At 63.3% G+C, this 17,235-nt stretch carries 13 protein-coding genes; 5 read left to right on the top strand and 8 right to left on the bottom strand.

The window, feature by feature from the left end:
• Positions 1 to 2: 2 nt before the first annotated feature.
• From thrC to LQ788_RS09545, 8 genes are all read right to left on the bottom strand, one after another.
• Entirely contained in the window at positions 3 to 1,091 is a 1,089-nt protein-coding gene (gene thrC, locus LQ788_RS09580) for a threonine synthase (RefSeq protein ID WP_231447152.1), read from the bottom strand.
• A gap of 2 nt (positions 1,092 to 1,093) precedes the next feature.
• A complete protein-coding gene (locus LQ788_RS09575; protein ID WP_231447149.1) occupies positions 1,094 to 2,401 on the bottom strand; it encodes a homoserine dehydrogenase in 1,308 nt (435 codons plus the stop codon).
• Between the two features lie 31 nt (positions 2,402 to 2,432).
• Positions 2,433 to 3,869 carry a diaminopimelate decarboxylase gene (lysA, locus tag LQ788_RS09570; protein ID WP_231447148.1) on the bottom strand — a complete coding sequence of 479 codons (1,437 nt, stop codon included), beginning with the start codon at positions 3,867 to 3,869 and terminating at the stop codon, positions 2,433 to 2,435.
• The gene (locus LQ788_RS09565) at positions 3,869 to 4,771 is read right to left on the bottom strand and encodes a DALR anticodon-binding domain-containing protein (RefSeq protein WP_231447146.1); all 903 of its coding nucleotides are present in this window, start codon (positions 4,769 to 4,771) and stop codon (positions 3,869 to 3,871) included. Before LQ788_RS09565 ends, lysA begins: the two co-directional genes overlap by 1 nt.
• An 85-nt stretch (positions 4,772 to 4,856) precedes the next feature.
• The gene (locus LQ788_RS09560; protein WP_231447145.1) at positions 4,857 to 6,032 is read right to left on the bottom strand and encodes an MFS transporter; all 1,176 of its coding nucleotides are present in this window, start codon (positions 6,030 to 6,032) and stop codon (positions 4,857 to 4,859) included.
• A gap of 44 nt (positions 6,033 to 6,076) precedes the next feature.
• The gene (locus LQ788_RS09555; protein ID WP_231447143.1) at positions 6,077 to 8,626 is read right to left on the bottom strand and encodes an ABC transporter permease; all 2,550 of its coding nucleotides are present in this window, start codon (positions 8,624 to 8,626) and stop codon (positions 6,077 to 6,079) included.
• Positions 8,623 to 9,378 (bottom strand): ABC transporter ATP-binding protein, encoded by a 756-nt coding sequence (locus LQ788_RS09550; RefSeq protein WP_231447141.1) that lies wholly within the window; start codon positions 9,376 to 9,378, stop codon positions 8,623 to 8,625. The genes LQ788_RS09555 and LQ788_RS09550 overlap by 4 nt, the downstream gene beginning before the upstream one ends.
• A 263-nt stretch (positions 9,379 to 9,641) precedes the next feature.
• Positions 9,642 to 10,889, bottom strand: a complete 1,248-nt coding sequence (locus tag LQ788_RS09545; RefSeq protein ID WP_231447139.1) for a site-specific integrase — start codon at positions 10,887 to 10,889, stop codon at positions 9,642 to 9,644.
• A 249-nt stretch (positions 10,890 to 11,138) separates the two neighbouring features.
• Between LQ788_RS09545 and LQ788_RS09540 the strand changes: the two genes are divergently transcribed.
• The 5 genes from LQ788_RS09540 to LQ788_RS09520 all read left to right on the top strand — a co-directional run bounded on the left by LQ788_RS09540 (position 11,139) and on the right by LQ788_RS09520 (position 16,687).
• Positions 11,139 to 11,363: a helix-turn-helix transcriptional regulator gene (locus tag LQ788_RS09540; RefSeq protein WP_231447137.1), complete on the top strand. Its 225-nt coding sequence runs from the start codon at positions 11,139 to 11,141 to the stop codon at positions 11,361 to 11,363.
• Positions 11,360 to 13,168 carry a DNA primase family protein gene (locus LQ788_RS09535; protein WP_231447135.1) on the top strand — a complete coding sequence of 603 codons (1,809 nt, stop codon included), beginning with the start codon at positions 11,360 to 11,362 and terminating at the stop codon, positions 13,166 to 13,168. Before LQ788_RS09540 ends, LQ788_RS09535 begins: the two co-directional genes overlap by 4 nt.
• 64 nt (positions 13,169 to 13,232) lie before the next feature.
• Positions 13,233 to 13,541 carry a hypothetical protein gene (locus tag LQ788_RS09530; protein WP_231447133.1) on the top strand — a complete coding sequence of 103 codons (309 nt, stop codon included), beginning with the start codon at positions 13,233 to 13,235 and terminating at the stop codon, positions 13,539 to 13,541.
• A gap of 312 nt (positions 13,542 to 13,853) precedes the next feature.
• Positions 13,854 to 14,429 (top strand): MobC family plasmid mobilization relaxosome protein, encoded by a 576-nt coding sequence (locus LQ788_RS09525; RefSeq protein ID WP_231447131.1) that lies wholly within the window; start codon positions 13,854 to 13,856, stop codon positions 14,427 to 14,429.
• The gene (locus tag LQ788_RS09520) at positions 14,429 to 16,687 is read left to right on the top strand and encodes a hypothetical protein (protein ID WP_231447129.1); all 2,259 of its coding nucleotides are present in this window, start codon (positions 14,429 to 14,431) and stop codon (positions 16,685 to 16,687) included. The genes LQ788_RS09525 and LQ788_RS09520 overlap by 1 nt, the downstream gene beginning before the upstream one ends.
• Positions 16,688 to 17,235: the final 548 nt, after the last annotated feature.

The raw sequence follows: 17,235 nt of genomic DNA, 5'->3' as shown, positions 1-17,235 counted from the left end.
ACTCACCTGTCTTCGAGCCCGAGAGCCCGTGCCGCGCTGACTGCGTCGACGGAGACCCGCTTCGGTTCGATGTCGGAACCGTCGGCGGTGTGCAGAGCCCAGGTGGGATCCTTGAGTCCATGACCGGTCACTGTGACCGCGATCGTCGCACCGGCAGGGACTCTGCCGGCCTCGGACATCTTCAGCAGTCCGGCCACCGAGGCGGCAGAACCGGGTTCGACGAAGACTCCCTCTTCTCGGGACAGGATCTTGTGGGCGCGCAGGATCTCATCATCGGTGACCGAATCGATGATTCCCCCGGAGGAGTCTCGGGCTTCGATGGCCTGCTGCCAACTGGCCGGATTGCCGATCCGAATGGCCGTGGCGATCGTATCGGGTTCATCGACTGGGTGGCCGAGGACGATCGGGGCCGAGCCGGCAGCTTGGAAGCCCCACATCTGCGGCAGACGCGTCGAGGCTCCGATCTCCTGATACTGGCGGTAGCCCTTCCAGTAGGCGGTGATGTTGCCGGCGTTGCCGACGGGAAGCACGTGGATGTCCGGGGCATCGCCCAGCACGTCGACGACCTCGAAGGACGCGGTCTTCTGTCCCTCGATGCGATCGGGATTGACGGAGTTGACGAGGTGGACTGGGTAGGACTCGGAGAGTTTTCTGCACAGCGTCAGGCAGTCGTCGAAGTTGCCGTCGACCTCCAGCAGCGTGGCCCCATGGGCGATGGCCTGGCTCATCTTTCCCGGGGCGATCTTGCCTGAAGGCACGAGCACGGCACAGGTCAGGCCGGCCTTGGTCGCGTAGGCTGCCGCCGAGGCTGAGGTATTGCCTGTCGAGGCGCAGATGACGGCCTTCGCGCCCTGAGCCAGGGCCTTGGTGATGGCCATCGTCATGCCGCGGTCTTTGAAGGACGCGGTCGGGTTGAGTCCTTCGTACTTCACCCACACGTCCGCGCCGGTGAGTTCGCTGAGCTTCTCCGCTTTGATGAGTGGCGTCCCGCCCTCACCCAGGGTCACCGACGGCGTGGACTCCGAGATGTCGAGGAGGCTGCGGTACTCGTCGACGACGCCCTGCCACTGCTTTTTGGGGAATTCGGTCATTGTCACTGTCCTTCTACACGGATCACGGATTTGACGGCGCGCACCACGGAGAGGCCGCCGAGGCGGTCGACCGTTCTCCGCAGAATCGCGTCGGTGTTCGAGTGGGTGGCGAGCACGAGTTTCGCATGCTGAGTGCCCTGCTCATCGACCTCCCCCACGGTCTGGCGCATGAGCTCGATCGAGGCGCCTTCGTCGGAGAAGACTTCGGAGACTGCGGCGAGGACACCCGGACGATCAACCACGTCGAGCGTGATGTGATAACGGGTGGTGATCGCCGAGATCGGCAGAATCCGGGAGTCTTCGTGGAACGGACGCTCGTACTGGCCTCGTCCGCCGAGGACCTTGCGACGAGCTACCGAGACCACGTCGCCGAGGACCGCGGACGCCGTTGGTTCGCCGCCAGCGCCCTGCCCGTAGAACATGAGCGAACCGGCTGCCTCGGCTTCGATGAAGACGGCGTTGAATGCACCGCGGACTGTCGCCAGCGGGTGGCTGCGTCCCAGCAGCGCCGGGTAGACACGAGCGGACAGTCCGGATCCTGCAGGTGAGTCGCTGACGCGTTCGCAGACAGCGAGGAGTTTGATGACGAACCCTTGGTCGCGGGCCGTGGCCACCATGTCCGGGGTGATGTCGGCAATGCCTTCGACATGGACATCGTCGATCGAGACTGGAGCATGGAAGGCCAGGGACGACAGTATTGCTGCCTTGGCCGCAGCATCATGTCCACCGACATCGGCGGTCGGGTCCGCCTCGGCGAAGCCCAGTTCCTGCGCGGTCTTGAGCGCTTCGTCAAAGCCCCAGCCTTCGGAATCCATCTGGTCGAGGATGTAGTTGGTCGTGCCGTTGACGATGCCCATGATCCGGTCGATCCGGTCACCGGCCAGGGAGTCACCGACGGGACGGATGATCGGGATCGCGCCGGCGACCGCTGCCTCATGCTCAAGACGGACCCCGGCGGTGTCTGCTGCAGACATGAGTTCGCTGTAGTTGGCGGCCAGCAGTGCCTTGTTGGCCGTGACGACAGAGGATCCGTGGTTCAGGGCCGAGCGGATGAGAGTTTTGGCAGGCTCGATGCCGCCCATCAGCTCGATGACGATATCGGCGCCGGCGATGGCGGTCTCCGCATCGGTCGTCAGCAGACTCGGGTCGATTCCGGGGCGTTCCTTCGCGGTGTCGCGGACGACGATTGCGCTCAGTTCCAGTGGCGCACCGATTCGTTCGGCCAGGGCGTCGCTCCGGTTCTGGATGCGAGCGGCGACTTCGGTGCCGACGACTCCACATCCGAGCATGGCAACTTTCAAAGCCTGCATTTGTTCACCTTTTCGCTGTCTTCTATGGCACTCACACGCGCTCTCCGGTGTTCATTCCCGGATCGCTGCGCAACATCTGAGAGTAGTCCTCGGGCGTCACGATCCACTCAACCTTATCCGTTGTCACGGCCAGGACTCCTGGTTTGGGCAGGTGGTTGTAGTTATTGGCCAGGGACCGGCAGTAGGCACCGGTGCTCGGCACCGCGACGAGATCGCCGGAGGACACATCGGATCCCATGTATTCGTCGCGGACGATGATGTCACCGGACTCACAGTGTTTGCCCACGACACGGACGATGACCGGTTCGGAACCGGAGTTCCGATTTGCCAAGGTACACGAATAGTCGGCGTCGTAGAGTGCTGTCCGAATGTTGTCGCTCATCCCTCCATCTACGGCGACGTAGGTGCGCACACCGTTATCGGTGTCGACCTCTTTGACGGTGCCGACCTGGTAGAGGGTGAACATCGAGGGAGAGACGATCGCGCGCCCGGGTTCGATGGAGATCCGTGGCACGTTCGTGCCTAGTCCACGGCACTCCTTTGCCACCACCTCGGCGAGTTCCTGGGCCATCTCGGCCACCGGGATCGGTGTGTCCTGTGAGGTGTAGCGAATGCCGAAGCCGCCGCCGAGGTCGACATCGGGCAGATCGACACCGTGCTCGGCCATGATCTCGGCCCGCAGTGACAGGACGCGGGCGGCGGCGACCTGGAATCCGGAGATGTCGAAGATCTGCGAGCCGATGTGCGAATGCAGTCCGTCGAAACGCAGGTGCGCTGAATTCGCCACAGCCTCGGCGGCCTTCGCCGCGGTGCCGGCAGAGACGGAGAGACCGAACTTCTGGTCCTCATGAGCCGTGGCGATGAAGTCGTGCGTGTGAGCCTCGACCCCGACCGTGACGCGCAGCATGACGGGAGCAAGGACTCCACGTGCGGCGGCGATCGATTCGAGGAGGGAGATCTCGTCGAGACTGTCGACGAAGATCCGTCCCACACCGTAGTCAAGGGCGTATTCGAGCTCGGCAGCAGACTTGTTGTTGCCGTGCAGGCCGACCCTCTCCCCCGGCACGCCGGCGGCGCGGGCCACCATCATCTCTCCCAAAGAGCATGTGTCCACGCCCAAGCCGGCCTCGTGGACCCATCGTGCTACGGCTGTGCACAGGAAGGCCTTGCCTGCATAGAAGACGTCGACCCCGGCCAGACCCTTGTCGTCGGAGAAGGCAGCCGAATATGCGCTGACGTAGTTCTTCGCGCGGGCTTTGAAGTCGGCGACGTCCATGACGAGAGTCGGGGTGCCATAGCGTTCGGCGAGATCGGTGACTGGGTGCCCGGCGATGGTGAGGACACCGGCGTCGGACTTCGTCACGTTGTCCGACCACAGGCTGGGCAGGAGCGCGTTGACGTCATCGGGGTAGGGCAGCCACACGGGTGCAGGGGTGGCGTGCATGGTGCCGGCGATGTGAGCAGGCATTACATCCTCTCCGGGGCGGAAACGCCCAGTAGTGAAAGTCCTGTGGCCAGGACGATGATGGCGGCTCGGTCAAGGACCAGCCGCGAAGCGTGGAGTCGCGTGATGTCCTCATCGAGACTCGGTGTCACAGGGCAAGCCTGGGTCCAGTCACGGAACAGCTGGGAGATGGCTTCAAGAAGCAAGGCGATGCGCTGCGGTTCACCGGTCGAGGCAGCGCGGACTGCTGTGGCGACGAAGTCCATCAGTGCCGCAGCCAGTGCCGTCTCGGTGTCATCACTCAGTGCGGTGGGGTCGAACGCGGTGGCGTCGATGCCCGCTGCAACTGCACGACGACGGACTCGGCACGCGGTGGCGTGCGTGACCTGGACGTAGTGCACAGGGTTGTCTGGGTGGGCTCTGCGCCACAGTCCGGCCTCGTGGAAGTGTGCAGACGGTGAGTTCTCGCGTGCGGCCACGTACCGAAGTATGTCGGTGCCCATGGTCTGCTGCCCAGGCTGCGGCACGCGGCGGGAGGAGATTCGTTGGTTGATGACGGCATCGATGCTTGCTGCAACGCTGTGGTCGGGGCCGAAGCGTCCGTCAGCAGCGACGATCTCGGCGACGCCGGTTGCGAGGGCGCCGGGGCTGACTGTGATGTTGAGGAACCCGGGACCGGCGACTTCGACCTCGGCGATCGAAAGGTCATCGTGCAGCCTGGCCGCGATCTCCCCGGCCAGGGTCCTCGAGTCGGTGTTCAGTACGGCGGCACTGCGCAGTGCGATCGGCGAGACCCAGTGTCCGTGTCGCAGTGGCTGCGACAGACGAAGGGTCGGATCCGGAATGCGGTCGCTGGCGACTCCTCGTGCTGAGGCAATGCTCGCCAGTGCACGCGCCAGAGCGGTCTGCAGAAGTTCCGGGATCACTCGTTCAGATTACTCGTCTCGCGTTGCCGACGACGAATCAGGTGTCACACGCGTCATCCAATTCTCGCTGTCCGCAGCGGCGAGGTCAGATCGAACCGGGACGACAAGCGGAGAAGCTGACCGCGAGCTTCACCGCGGTGGAGGCAAGAACCACAGCGTAAGCAGGCCACATCGTGTCAAAACTCTGGATCAGGAAGGCGAAGACCAGGGGCCCGGCGGCGGCCATCAAATACCCGCCGCCTTGGACGAAGCCGGACAACGCCGCAGAAGCTTCGGCGCTGCGTGAGCGCAGGGTGATCAGGGTCAGGGCCAAGGGGAATGTCGAGATTCCAATGCCCAGCAGAACCGTCCACACCACCGGCGCGGCCGTGGGGAAGAGCCATAGGCCGAGGTACCCGGCGGCCAGACACCCGCAGAAGGCCGCAACGATCGGTGAAGCGGTGCGCAGCTTCTGGGCCAGAAACGGCAGGACGAACCCGAGCACAAGTGGAATCGCGGTCACCAGAGCCAGCATGGCTCCGGCGAAGACCGGGTCGAAGCCCGAGCGTGTCAGCAGCGTCGGCAGCCACGTGAAGAGAATGAAGTTGTTGAACGAGGTCAGCCCCGTCATCGTCATCAGCGCCCAGGCACGGCGGGTCTTGACCAGGCGCAGCAGCTCGTTTCCTCCGACGACTGCTGCCGAGACCTGTGCACGGGGCGCAGGTCTGAGCACCGCTATCACGACCCACGCGGCCACTCCCAGCGCCGCGGCTGCGGCCCATACGAGCAGGGATCCTCGCCATTCCAATTTCGACGCCAACGGCACAGCCACCAGTGGCGGGATGAACGTTCCCAGCTGCAGCAGTCCCACATGCACGGTCGACATCAGGGCTACTCGATCAGGGAAATAGGACTTCACAATCGGCGGGATGACGACGTTGCCGATGCCCATGCCCAGCAACGCGAGGACGCTGAGTCCTAGGAAGACGGCAGGAGAGTCGACGATGGCACGCAGGCCCAAGCCCACTGTGATCATGATCATCACTGCCGCCGTGATCGTGAGTCCGGAGAATCGGTTGTACAGTCTCGGCGTGATGAACCCGCTGATGCCGTAGAGCAGTGGTGGCAGCATGCCGATGACGGCCAGGAACAGCGCGCTGAGGTGTATGTCTGAGCCCATCGCCCCCAGCAGCGGAGACAGCCCGGTCACCCCGGGACGGAGATTGAATGCGGCGACGACGATTCCGATGACGATCAGAACGGAGGCCAGCGCAGATTTCATGCTTGCATTTCTACCATCTGGCACATCGCCCCACCTCGGCGGGGTCAGTTCTCCTGCTTGAGACCTTCGACCGGAGACAGCCGTGCCGCGCGTCTGGCGGGGGCCAGAGCGGACAGGAGGCCGGCGAGGATCGCTACGAACAGAATGCCCACAGTGGCAGGAAGAGACCAGTCGACGATGAGCTGATCGGAGAAGTCATTCGTGAGCAGACGGGTGCCGACGATCCCGAGCGCACCGCCGAGGCACAGCCCGATGAGGGCGGACACTGAGGAGATGAGAGTTGCTTCGAGCGCGAGAAGCGATCTCAGCTGTGAGATGCTCAGCCCCAATGCCCGAAGCAGAGAGTTCTCCCTCCGACGTTCGATCACCGACAGGCTCACGGTATTCGACACTCCGAGCAGAGCGATGAGGACAGCGACGAACAGCAACGCTACGGCGACGATGAGGAGGGTGTCGATGAACTCGGAGTATTCGCCTCGTGCCACAGCCGAACCGCCGACCTCGTCGCTGGTGACGTCGAGTACCTCGGCGATGTCCTGCTGGATCCGAAAGATCTCGCCGACCGAGGCATCCGGATCGACTTTGACCAGGACTGCGGTGGAAGTGGCTGACACACCCAAGTCGTTGCCGACGTCGGGGGTCGTGAAGAACACCTGACTCGACTCTCCGGCTTTGGCAACCGCAACTGTCGCCTCTGTCAGACCCTTGACGGAGATGCTCTCAGCGGCATAGTCGCTGGGGACGAGAACCTTCCCTGGGACTGGTGCTGCGGCACCGTCGCTGAGCACGGTCTGGGCGGAATCGGGATCGATGACGTAGAGCTCAGGTGTCGCGTCTCCCGGATCGCTGAGGACCTCAGCCCGGTGAGCGACGACGGCGGCTTCGACACCTGCGACGTCACGCACTCCATCGAGATGGTCACGGTCAACGGTGGTGTCGAGCGGAACGGCGATGTCGACCGGATAGCGCTGGTCGAGGCCGAAGCTCAAGGTCGCCTTCGTCGACATTCCACCGATCAGAATCGTGGCAACTAAGGTGACGCCGATGACGAGTGCGGTCGCCGTTGCCGCCGTTCGCCGCCGATTGCGCAAGGTGTTCAGTGTGGCCAAACGCCCGGGAATTCCGAACGGGCCGAAAGCCAGTTCTCCGATCGCGGCGACGATCGGGGGAATGATCATTTCGGAGCAGAGGACGAACCCGAAGACGAAGAGCACTCCTCCGAGTGCTCCGCCCAGAATCCATATCGGGGAGTAATCGATCAGAAGGAGCGAAGCTATGAGGATCACGGCGCCGAGTCCGATGCTCGTCCAGCCGATGATGTGTCGCAGGCTGTTGTGTCGTGAGGGAGCCAGCGACTCATCGAAAGGTTGAAGGGCTTCAAGTGGTGTGACCGCGATGGCGCTGCGGGCAGGTCGGATGGTCGCGAGCACCGTCAGCAGCACCCCGATACCGATGCCGATGAGCAGGGACGACAGCGGAACGTGCAGGCTCAGGTAGGCGAACTCGTTGGGCCAGATACGCTGCGCGCCCGCGGCCAGGCAGAAGCTGAGCCCAGCTCCGACGGCCACTCCGAAGATCGACGCGATGAGCCCCACAACGGTTCCCTCTGCGACCACGGAACCGTAGAGCTGAAGACGTGAGGCTCCCAGACAGCGCAACAGCGCCAGCTCACGCCTGCGTCCGGCGACGATCACAGAGAACGTGTTGGACACGACCAGTATCGCCACAATGACGGAGATTCCAGCAAAGACCAGCAGCAGTGAGGTAATGACGTCGTTACCGCCGGAGAGACGGTCAGCCTTGACGTCGATGGCGTCGCCGACGGTCATCGCCTCCAGGCTCCCGCGCAAGTCTGAATCGTCGATCGTCGCCTGCAGCCGGGAGAGCACTGCCGCAGGATCGGCACCATCGTCAAGAGAGATCAGGACTGCGACGACATCTCCCTCCTGAGCGAAGTACTCCTGATAACTCGCCGAGCTGGTCAGTGCACGATGAGTGCCTGCGGTTGCCGGACCGCTGCCCATCGAAGCCAGTCCGACGACGGTGAACATCGTGTTGCTCTGGCTCGGTCCTCGATAGATCGGCATCGAATCTTCCTCAGATCCCGCAGACACTGAATCAACGGAGAAGCGGATCTCGTCGCCGATGGCCACGCCCAGTTCGTGGGCGGCTTCCTCGTCCAGAACCAGATCGGTGATCGACTCGGGTCGCGTGCCCTCCGTGATGGTGAAGGTATCGAGGTTCGCATCTGCAGGTGCTGGAGCCAGCGAAAAGGTGCTCTCGGAGAACGATTGGCCTCGGCCGGTCGTGGTCGTGCGTGCGTTCACGGCCACGGTGTCCACGGCCTCGACCTGTTCCAAAGGCCTCATCACGGGCGCGACCTCGTGACCGTTGACGAAGACATCCTGGCTCGGAATGATGACAAGGTCCGACGCGGAGAAAGTATGGCCGACCGAGTCTTTGAGGCTAGTCTGCAGAGACGAGCTGATGATCAGTGTCGAGGCGACGAAACCGGCAGCCAGCGCGATGCCGATTCCTACAGCGATGAATCGCGCCCAGTGGATACGGATCTCCGCCAGAGCGACTGAGATCACAGGTCGCTCAGTTCGCCCAGTGCTGAGACCACGGATTCCTTCGTGGGCTGGTGAACTTCTCCGCCCGCACAACCGTCTTTGAGGAGCACGACCCGGTCTGCGTGTGATGCGGCGACAGGGTCGTGCGTGACCAGAATGATGGTCTGTCCATAGCGGGTGGTCGCTCCGTGCAGGAGGGCAAGCACTTCCGCTCCCGCCTGCGAATCGAGGTTGCCTGTGGGTTCGTCGGCGAAGATCACGTCAGGACGAGTCAACAGCGCACGCGCGACAGCTACACGCTGCTGCTGGCCCCCGGAGAGCTCATGCGGGCGGTGTTTGAGCCGGTCCCCCAGCTCGAGGCGGTCGACGACCTCGGCCTTCCACTCGGGATCAATCCGCTGTCGTGCCAGTGACACAGGCAGTTCGATGTTCTGTTCGGCACTCAGCGTGGGAACCAGATTGAACGCTTGGAAGATGAATCCGACGCGATCGCGACGAAGCTGCGTGAGTTCCTTGTCGTTGAGGCCGGTGATGTCCTGACCGCCCATGGTGATAGAACCGGAATCCACTCTGTCAAGGCCAGCCAGGACGTGCATGAAGGTCGACTTCCCCGAACCTGAGGGACCCATGATCGCACTGAACCTACCGGCTTCGAAGTCCACTGAGATATCGTCGAGTGCTGTTACAGCGGTTTCGCCTCGGCCGAAGGTTTTGCGCACGGATTGTGCTCTGAGCACGACATCGGTGCCCTTCACGTCCCCAGGAATCGTCATCACGGCCTTCATCAGCTGGTTGAGGTTCGTTGGGATCCAGCTTAGTCGTTGGTAGCAGAAACCGCCCACCTCATGACTTGAGGAGGGCGGCAGTTGGTGCCCGCGACAGGATTCGAACCTACGACCTTCTGCTCCGGAGGCTTCATTCCAAGTGATCGCCCACTTTTCAGGTAACTATCGAGGTGAGAGCCTATCTCCGATAGACTTATGCTTGACAGCAGTGGATAGCGATTGCCAGCGATAGACGGGACTCAATGCGTACCTTAGTGCGTACCTTGAGACCGTCGCTGCTCGGCGGCGATCAGCATCGGCCCCACCTGCCCCAGGTCGGTGTAGTGCTCCCGACTCACCGGTGCCGTATGACCGAAGAAGGCAGTGCGTGCAACTTCGGGGACATCTAGGTACATCGTGTTCAAGGTCGCCCTCCACACATGGGACCGGGCCTCCTGCAGCTCGGGGATCTCGTACTTCCCAGCCCACTCCTGATATGCCTCCTTGATCGCCTTCTGCGCATTGTCCTTGTTCCAGATCTTCGATCGGTCCGAAGGGGTGCCGATGACGTAACCCACTCCCCCGCATTTTGCGCGATGAACCTCGACGGCCTCACGCACGCGAACGTCTAGGAATGGGACCACACGGCTCGTCTTGTTCTTCGCAACTTCGGAAGGCACAGCGATAGACGGCGTCCCCCGAACATCGGCCACCCGATCCCATGTGAGCGTGCGCACCTCGCCGATTCGCAGCCCCATAGTCATCTGAATGAGCGTCGCGATGCGCACGTTCTGCCTCCGGGCGACCCTCACATCCAGCGTTGCCGGTCCGCGCTTCGGGGCCTCGACACCGTCGGCAGGGTCCATTGCGAGCAATCCATCGAGCAGCCGCGCGTGATCCACCTCGGAGATCGCCACGCCGCCGCGAGATGCCTTGGTATCAGTTAAGGAGCGGTCCAACTCGATCCGCTCCCCCGCGAGCGGGTTTCCTGCAAGCACATCCTCACGGACGAGCGGCCGAATGACATATTTGGACAGCACGGCCCGAGCATGCGTGGCCGTGCCTGCCCCGTGTGTCCGAGCAATCTCTTGGAGAGAGTCTTCCAGGGCGCGGAATCGCCCCGCCGTTGCAATGGGCACGTTGCTGAGCGCTTGCTGGTGCTTGTGCTCGTCGCAGTGCCCGAGGATGAGGTCGAGCGTCTGCAAGTAGCGCTCCTTAGAGGTTTCGCGGAGTGTGGTGCTGTTGGTGATCATGGGCCGTGTCACGGATTCGATGAACTGACCGACCGGGGTCGAAGTCTTCCACGCCGCGTTCTGGCCGGTTGTAAGGAGTTCATCCGCCGTTGCCCTGGCCCGAGCGCGCGCCTCACCCTTGGTCTTCCCTCTGGAGCGCTTGCGCACTGTCCGGCCATCCGGGAGCTTGATCGTCCAGTCGATGGCCCAGCCGTCCCCGAATGGTCGTGGTGGAACGCGGTCAATGGAGTGCTGCCCCGGCTGCAAGGATGCTCTCGATGTAGACATACCCAAAGCGTACTAGTTACATCGGTAATAATGGCGGATTTTCGTTGACACTGACTGACACAGACCAGTAACCTGGTGAGCAAGGCAAGTATCCACGCAGATAAGGGGCGCCACCGGCGCAAGAGTCCTACAGATGATGGTGAGCCGAGGGCATAAGGCCAAGGGTCTGTAGACACCTGGGTGCTGAAGATGGCGCCAGCTCCGCCCATAGCCACGGAGTGATTCCTCGTTCAGAAGGATCACTCTGTCATGCCTGCAACAATTCGTTCAATCCCGCAGCGCGCCTACACCACCGGCGATGCTGCGACGTACCTCGGCATTAGCCGCCATACCCTCGAAGCCTGGCGCGTCAAGGGCACCGGCCCCGCATACCGCCGCGTCGGCAACGGCCCCCGCGCTCGCGCCCTCTACCTGATCGAAGATCTCGATCGCTGGCTCGACTCGCTCAATTGCGTCGGCGGTGATCGGGCATGAGCACAGAAGAAAGCCGCCCCGGCGGCGACACCGAGACGGCCATCAGGAATCGGGCAGATTCACACCATCATTCTACCAACAGTGCAGTGTCTGCGCCCCCTGCTGCGGAAGACGAGATCGCTCGCCTTGAGAGTGAGCTGGCTGAAGCCAAGAGGGAAAGCTCGGCGCCGATCTCGCAGGCTGCGTCGGATGCCCGGACCGCCGAAACGTCGGTGCGGCCCTCCCCCGAGACCCTGATTGAGGAGGCGTACGACGAACTCCGCGAAGCCATGTCCGGCCAGCAGGTGGGCCTGCGCACGTATCGTGACATGCTCCTGGCCCTGATCGAGCAGAAGATCGCGGCCGAGAACACGTGGCGCAAGGCGGAGAAGCTGCGCCCCCACCAGAGCCCGACCCGTCTTAATGAGACGACGATCGTCAAGGTCCTGCTGGATCGTTTCGACATCGTGACGGTCAATCAGACGAACAGCAGGGATGGCGACGAGCTCTCGCTGCTCGCGATGTACCAGTCGTCTGGCGACGCTGAGGGCACGTATGCGACTAGCGAGAGCGTGTTCGTCCGACTCATTAGCGAACTGGCACCGAGCATGTGCAAGCGCGACATCGAATCGGTCATCAGGCGCCTGCCCTCCCACGCGAAGGTGGTGCGCCGGTGTGACGACCCGGCCTTGTCCCCGGTGAACAACGGCATCTTCAACCACACTAAGCAGGAGCTGGAGTCGTTCTCTCCGGAGCGTGTGTTCCTGTCGAAGTTCCCGATCGACTACATCGCCGACGCACCGAACCCGGTCATCACGATGCCCGACGGACAGTCATGGGATGTCGAGTCGTGGATCACTGACCTTTCCGACGACGAGGGCGTGCCCGAGTTGCTGTGGCAGATCGCTGCCGCGGCACTGCGTCCGAAAAACCGGTGGAATCGGTCCCCGTGGCTCTATGGCCCGAGCGGCCGCAACGGCAAGGGGACGTACATGGAGCTGCTTCGTCGGCTCAGCGGCGACTCCGCTGCCACCCTCTCGATCAAGGCCTTCGGTGAGCAGTTCACGAAGGAGTCTCTCCTGACTTCGACGGTCGTGCTCTCCGATGAGAACGATGTGGGCGACTTCGTGAAGTCGTCCGCCGACTTCAAGTCTGTCGTCACCGGGGACCCGATCCAGATCGACCGGAAGAACCGCCGGCCGGTCAACATCATCGTCCAGGGCATCGTCGTCGCCTGCTTCAACGGTTTCCCTCGCGTGAGGGACAAGTCGGAGAGCTTCAACCGTCGACCGCTGATGGTGCCGTTCGACAAGAACTTCACCAGCGGCGAGCGGACGTACATCAAGAGCGACTACCTCGCTCGTCCCGATGTGCTCCGCTACGTGCTGCGCAGGGCGCTCCAGATGCAGCACACCGCGCTGAGTGAGCCTGAGGCATGCACGGCTGTGATGGACGAGTTCCGCATCAGCAACAACCCTGTTGCCGAGTTCTGGAAGGAGCTCGGGGGCCAGTTCGCCTGGGATCTGTTGCCCATCGGATTCCTCTATGACCTGTTCAAGTCGTGGTTCACAAGGACGCACCCGTCCGGTATTCCGCTGAACCGCATCGAGTTCACCCGGCAGATGAAGGAGACGCTGGCGGTTTCAGACATCTGGGAGTTCAGCGACTGCACGCGTCCCGGGTCCGCGATGGTGAAGCCTGAGCCGTTGATCGATGAGTACGACCTGTACGTCTGGATGAACTCTAGCTATCGGGGCCCTGACATCAATGGGCGCTGCATCCCGCATCCCCTCAAGGCAAACTATCGCTGCTTCGTGCGCAAGTAACCAAGACACCCGCGCCTTCAAATGGGAGGCGAGACCAGTATCGACAATTAGGAAGGAAGAGATCATGCACGGACCGAATGAGGAGATGAGTGCGCGGCACGACGGGAGCGCCGTAGCGACGGTCGAAGCGCCTCCGAAGCCGAAGACGACTAAGCGCCGGAAGCCGAAGACCGCCCGGGAGCGTCTGGCAGAGGTCATGCGCCAGCAGGAGTCGCTGAAGCAGCAGGTAGAAGCACAGAGGGAGCGTGAGTGCGTCGAGATCGTCGAGGCGCTCTACGAACTGCACGGCATCGAGGCGATCAGTGGCGACGTGGGCGAGGGCCAGCGGCTTGCTCGCCTGCGTGACGCGCTGGGTCTCGCATCTACGGAGTAGTGCCGAGCAGGGACCTGTTCGCCGGAGCCCCGATCACCGATTCTGGTGGTCGGGGCTTCGCTGTGTCGGCGGGGATCGAAGGGGCAGAGTGGACGTGCGAAGCACGGACACGGAGCCCCTCGCAAGCAAAGGTAGTCGTCGCGCCAGCGACGACTACCGTGCCGACCGGAACATTCGAGCGAAGCGAGAATGTAAACGGTCGGACTGCTTGCCAGTAGCCAGGGCCCTGGGGCAAAATGGAGTCAAGAGGTGTTCGGCAGAACGCTTCGATGACGAATGGAGCTCCAGGGCCCTGGCTGCGGGGAGGGTGCAGTGAACGAGGAACGAGTGAACAAAGAGCACCCGACTATGCGCGAGGACGACTTGTCGGACGAGCACCTCTCCCGCGTCGGCGACGGCTCCGTCGCTGAGGCGGTGAGTGACGATCGCCGGGCGTCGCGTCGAACGAAGGAGACCGTCGTGTCGAGCAGGCTCGACGAGGCCGGGTCCGAAGACTTCGCGGTCATCAAGTCCGCGCTGGGCATTTCCTCGTCATCCGAAGCGATCCGCGAGATCGTGAAGATCGCGGCTGCGACACTGCGCGACGAGAAGTACACCGATGCCTCACGAGCACAGGAGCTGCACACTGTCGGCCTCGACGAGAACCAGATCGCTTCGATGAAGGAGTCGCTCGACCGGAACGCGACCGGTTACTCGGACGCGACCTTCCAGTTCCAGAAGATCGGAAACAACGTCAACCAGCTCGCGCGCTCAGCGAACTCGGGCGACCGCGTTCCTGCTGCGGCGCTGAAGCAGGTTTCGCGTCGTCTGGCGCGTATCGAGGAGTTGCTGGAGTTCCTGGCCGACCGTGATGGCGCTCGGTCCCGGATGCTCCGAAGGTGGTTGTGATGCCCTCGATCACGATCGGCAAGACACCCATCGCGTGGCGGCTGCTGCGGTACACGGTGAAGCCGAAGCCTGGCTCGACGAAGACGGAGCGCGTGCTGCATGCAGCGGGCCTGCACTGCCGTCCCGAGTCCTCGACGGAAGAGTTCGCGGCAGTGCGGCGTCGTCATGGGAAGCAGGGTGCGATGCGCAAGTCGCCGGCCCGTTACGAGCTTCCCGAACACGGCGAGGAGGCCACTCACGTGCGCGATGCCCGCCCTGGTGGTCGGAAGTACTGGCGAGAGGCTCGGGACGATGAAACTGCGACCCACGTCAAGCACGAGGGCGGCTACGTGCGCCAGAACGAGGCGGTGCACTTCATCATCGGATTCGGCCCTGATGAGGTGAACCCGCAGGATCCCGAACAGGTCGCTCACGCATTCGAGTACACGGTCGCGCACTTCCGGGAGACCATGCCCGGGCTCCAGGTCCACCTGGTTGGACAGGCCGATGGCAAGGGCATGACTCCCGATCCGACGACCGGTGAGGTCAGCGGGAAGTTCCACGTACACGCTGTAGCCAACGCCGTCGTGTGTGAGGACATGGAACTCGCTGGTCGTGTCTGGCATGCGGGCTCGAAGATGTCTGGTGCGCTCACTGAAATCGATAGCGTCCGCGAACGGCACGACGCCTACATGCGTGACAACCCGGCCTGGGGGTTCACGCAGAAGGCGAAGTCGGTCACTGAGCAGAAGAAGGAGAAGCGCTCGGTGATGGACCGTCGCATGCGTTCGCGCGGTGAACGGTCCAACCACGACGCCATCCGTGACGCGATGTGGTCCGCGCTGCACGACCCTCGATCCGTCGACGACGCCTTCCGGGGCACGATGGGCGACCCCCGCACGGTCGACCGCAGCGCGTTCGAGGCCGTCATGGCCGAGTACGGGGCCAAGCACGGTCTGTCGGTCGAGGACCCGGGCTGGCGTCGTGGCAAGCCGCCGAAGCAGCGCAAGATCAGCTACAAGCTCGACGGCATGGCGACGAACGTCCGTGGCGAGACGCTTGGCGAGCAGTACGAAGCCGACTTCATCTACCGGCAGCTGTGCGCGGTCGCCGCGGGCCGGGACATCGAGCCGCGTGTCGAGAGCGCCGTCGTGGGGCCGGCACGCCCGGTCACCAAGCCGACCGACGACGAGCTGACCGAGGCCAGGGCCACGATCGAAGAGCTCGTCCGCGAGGAAGAACTCGACGCCTGGGTCGAGGACTGGGCTCGTGCGGAGGATGTCTCTGTCGAAGAGCTTCTCGATGAGAGGGGTCTGCTGATCGACGATGCAAGCCACCGCGAACGGCTCCGTCGGTCCATGAACGAGTGGAATGAAGCCCGGAAGGAACAACGAGAGACACAGCCCAAGGCAATCTCAAAGCTCGACGGCAAGGTTCCGAGCGAAGCGGAACCGCGGCAGCCTTCCCGGCGGGCAACGGAGGTTCCGGACATCAGCGCCGACATCGACCGTCGGATGCAGGAGTCGGGATCGGCAGCCGAGGATCTCCTCCGCGAGTTCGAGCGTCGCAAGACGGTGCCTACGGCTCCAGAGGAGCGTCAGGACGCCGCGCAGCCTCCTGTAGGGACGCAGGAGACGATGCCCTCCGCTCCCGCTCGGGCCAGTGAAGACAACGAAGAGACGACCGAGAACACACCCACCGCTCCGGTCGTCACGGCCACCTCCGTCGCTCCCGCTCCGTCCGATTCTGGTGAGGACGAGGAGTACCGGTCACCGATGCGAGAGATGACCTCGAAGAGTGAGAGCCGTCGGGTGCTGTACGTCCGCATAGCTCAGTTCGACGAGGAGGCCCGTGGGGTGCTTGCCCGCGGTGAGCGGATCGACGAGGCAACCGTGCCCAAGGGCATCGGTGCACAGTTCCTTGATGCGTTCGCTCAGCAGCTCGACCCGACTGTGGCAGAGCAGCTCCGGCTCCGGCAGGCGAAGAAGGGGAAGGCCAGCGCCGCCTTCGAGCAGGGGAAGAAGGCGCAGGTGGAGATCAACGAGATCGAGGCCAAGGCTGAGCAGCGTGGTGACCTCACGGGGATGTGGCAGCACTCGGAGAGGACGCGCGAGTTGATCCGCGAGCGGGACGTCGCGAACCGGCGGCGGGACAAGCTGCGTGAGGAGATCGCGCAGGGCGTGTACGCGGACGTCCGTGGCAGGGCTCCCGCTGCTGCTCTCGGGCACGACGAGCAGTACGAGCCCCAGAGCGAGCAGGACGGGCCGAGCCTCGGCTGAGCTGGTCGTGTCCGGCAACCGCGGCCGACCATGGGTGCCGCATGGCAGCGTGCGCTCGGGGTGGAGAGCCGGCAGGCTGTGCCAGCACCCGCAGCGGCCTCTGTAGCGGCCGGTGTTGCCGCGCTACAGAAGCGCTACACCGGGAAACCATCTCTGACCAGGGGAAACAGTAGATTTGTAGCGTTGTAGCACTGTAGCGCTAAAAATAGGTTACCTACATGCGCTCGGTTGAACACGTGTGTGCCTAACGAGAAGTTGCACGAAGGTGCTACACCGCTACATGGGCTACAAACGGGGCTGAAAACACCGGTTGACCTGGACAAACATGGTGTAGCGCAGGCCCGCTACACACCACGCGAGCCCCGCTACAAATCGGCTCCCTTGCCGCTCCGTCGCCGGCTGACATCGCCGGCTGGCGCTTTCTGTTGCGGACCAGCGCTACCTTGCCCCTGAGCCCCACGACCATCTCGGCTCCCAAACCGGTAAGTATCGGGAGCTGCCCGGTCTCGGTTCCCAATCTCCGAGGACCGGGAGACGCGGAAAGAAAG

The organism is Brevibacterium zhoupengii, from assembly GCF_021117425.1.
Taxonomy (GTDB): domain Bacteria; phylum Actinomycetota; class Actinomycetes; order Actinomycetales; family Brevibacteriaceae; genus Brevibacterium; species Brevibacterium zhoupengii.
Note: the sequence above shows the minus strand (reverse complement) of the source record. Positions and strands in the feature narration are given on the sequence as shown.

What these genes read in the sequence shown, in the direction of transcription:
- LQ788_RS09530 (WP_231447133.1), top strand. Translation starts at nt 13,233, where the DNA reads ATGCACGGACCGAATGAGGAGATGAGTGCGCGGCACGACGGGAGCGCC.
- LQ788_RS09560 (WP_231447145.1), bottom strand. Translation starts at nt 6,032, where the DNA reads ATGAAATCTGCGCTGGCCTCCGTTCTGATCGTCATCGGAATCGTCGTC.
- LQ788_RS09575 (WP_231447149.1), bottom strand. Translation starts at nt 2,401, where the DNA reads ATGCAGGCTTTGAAAGTTGCCATGCTCGGATGTGGAGTCGTCGGCACC.
- LQ788_RS09535 (WP_231447135.1), top strand. Translation starts at nt 11,360, where the DNA reads ATGAGCACAGAAGAAAGCCGCCCCGGCGGCGACACCGAGACGGCCATC.
- lysA (WP_231447148.1), bottom strand. Translation starts at nt 3,869, where the DNA reads ATGCCTGCTCACATCGCCGGCACCATGCACGCCACCCCTGCACCCGTG.
- LQ788_RS09545 (WP_231447139.1), bottom strand. Translation starts at nt 10,889, where the DNA reads ATGTCTACATCGAGAGCATCCTTGCAGCCGGGGCAGCACTCCATTGAC.
- thrC (WP_231447152.1), bottom strand. Translation starts at nt 1,091, where the DNA reads ATGACCGAATTCCCCAAAAAGCAGTGGCAGGGCGTCGTCGACGAGTAC.
- LQ788_RS09540 (WP_231447137.1), top strand. Translation starts at nt 11,139, where the DNA reads ATGCCTGCAACAATTCGTTCAATCCCGCAGCGCGCCTACACCACCGGC.
- LQ788_RS09550 (WP_231447141.1), bottom strand. Translation starts at nt 9,378, where the DNA reads ATGACGATTCCTGGGGACGTGAAGGGCACCGATGTCGTGCTCAGAGCA.
- LQ788_RS09520 (WP_231447129.1), top strand. Translation starts at nt 14,429, where the DNA reads ATGCCCTCGATCACGATCGGCAAGACACCCATCGCGTGGCGGCTGCTG.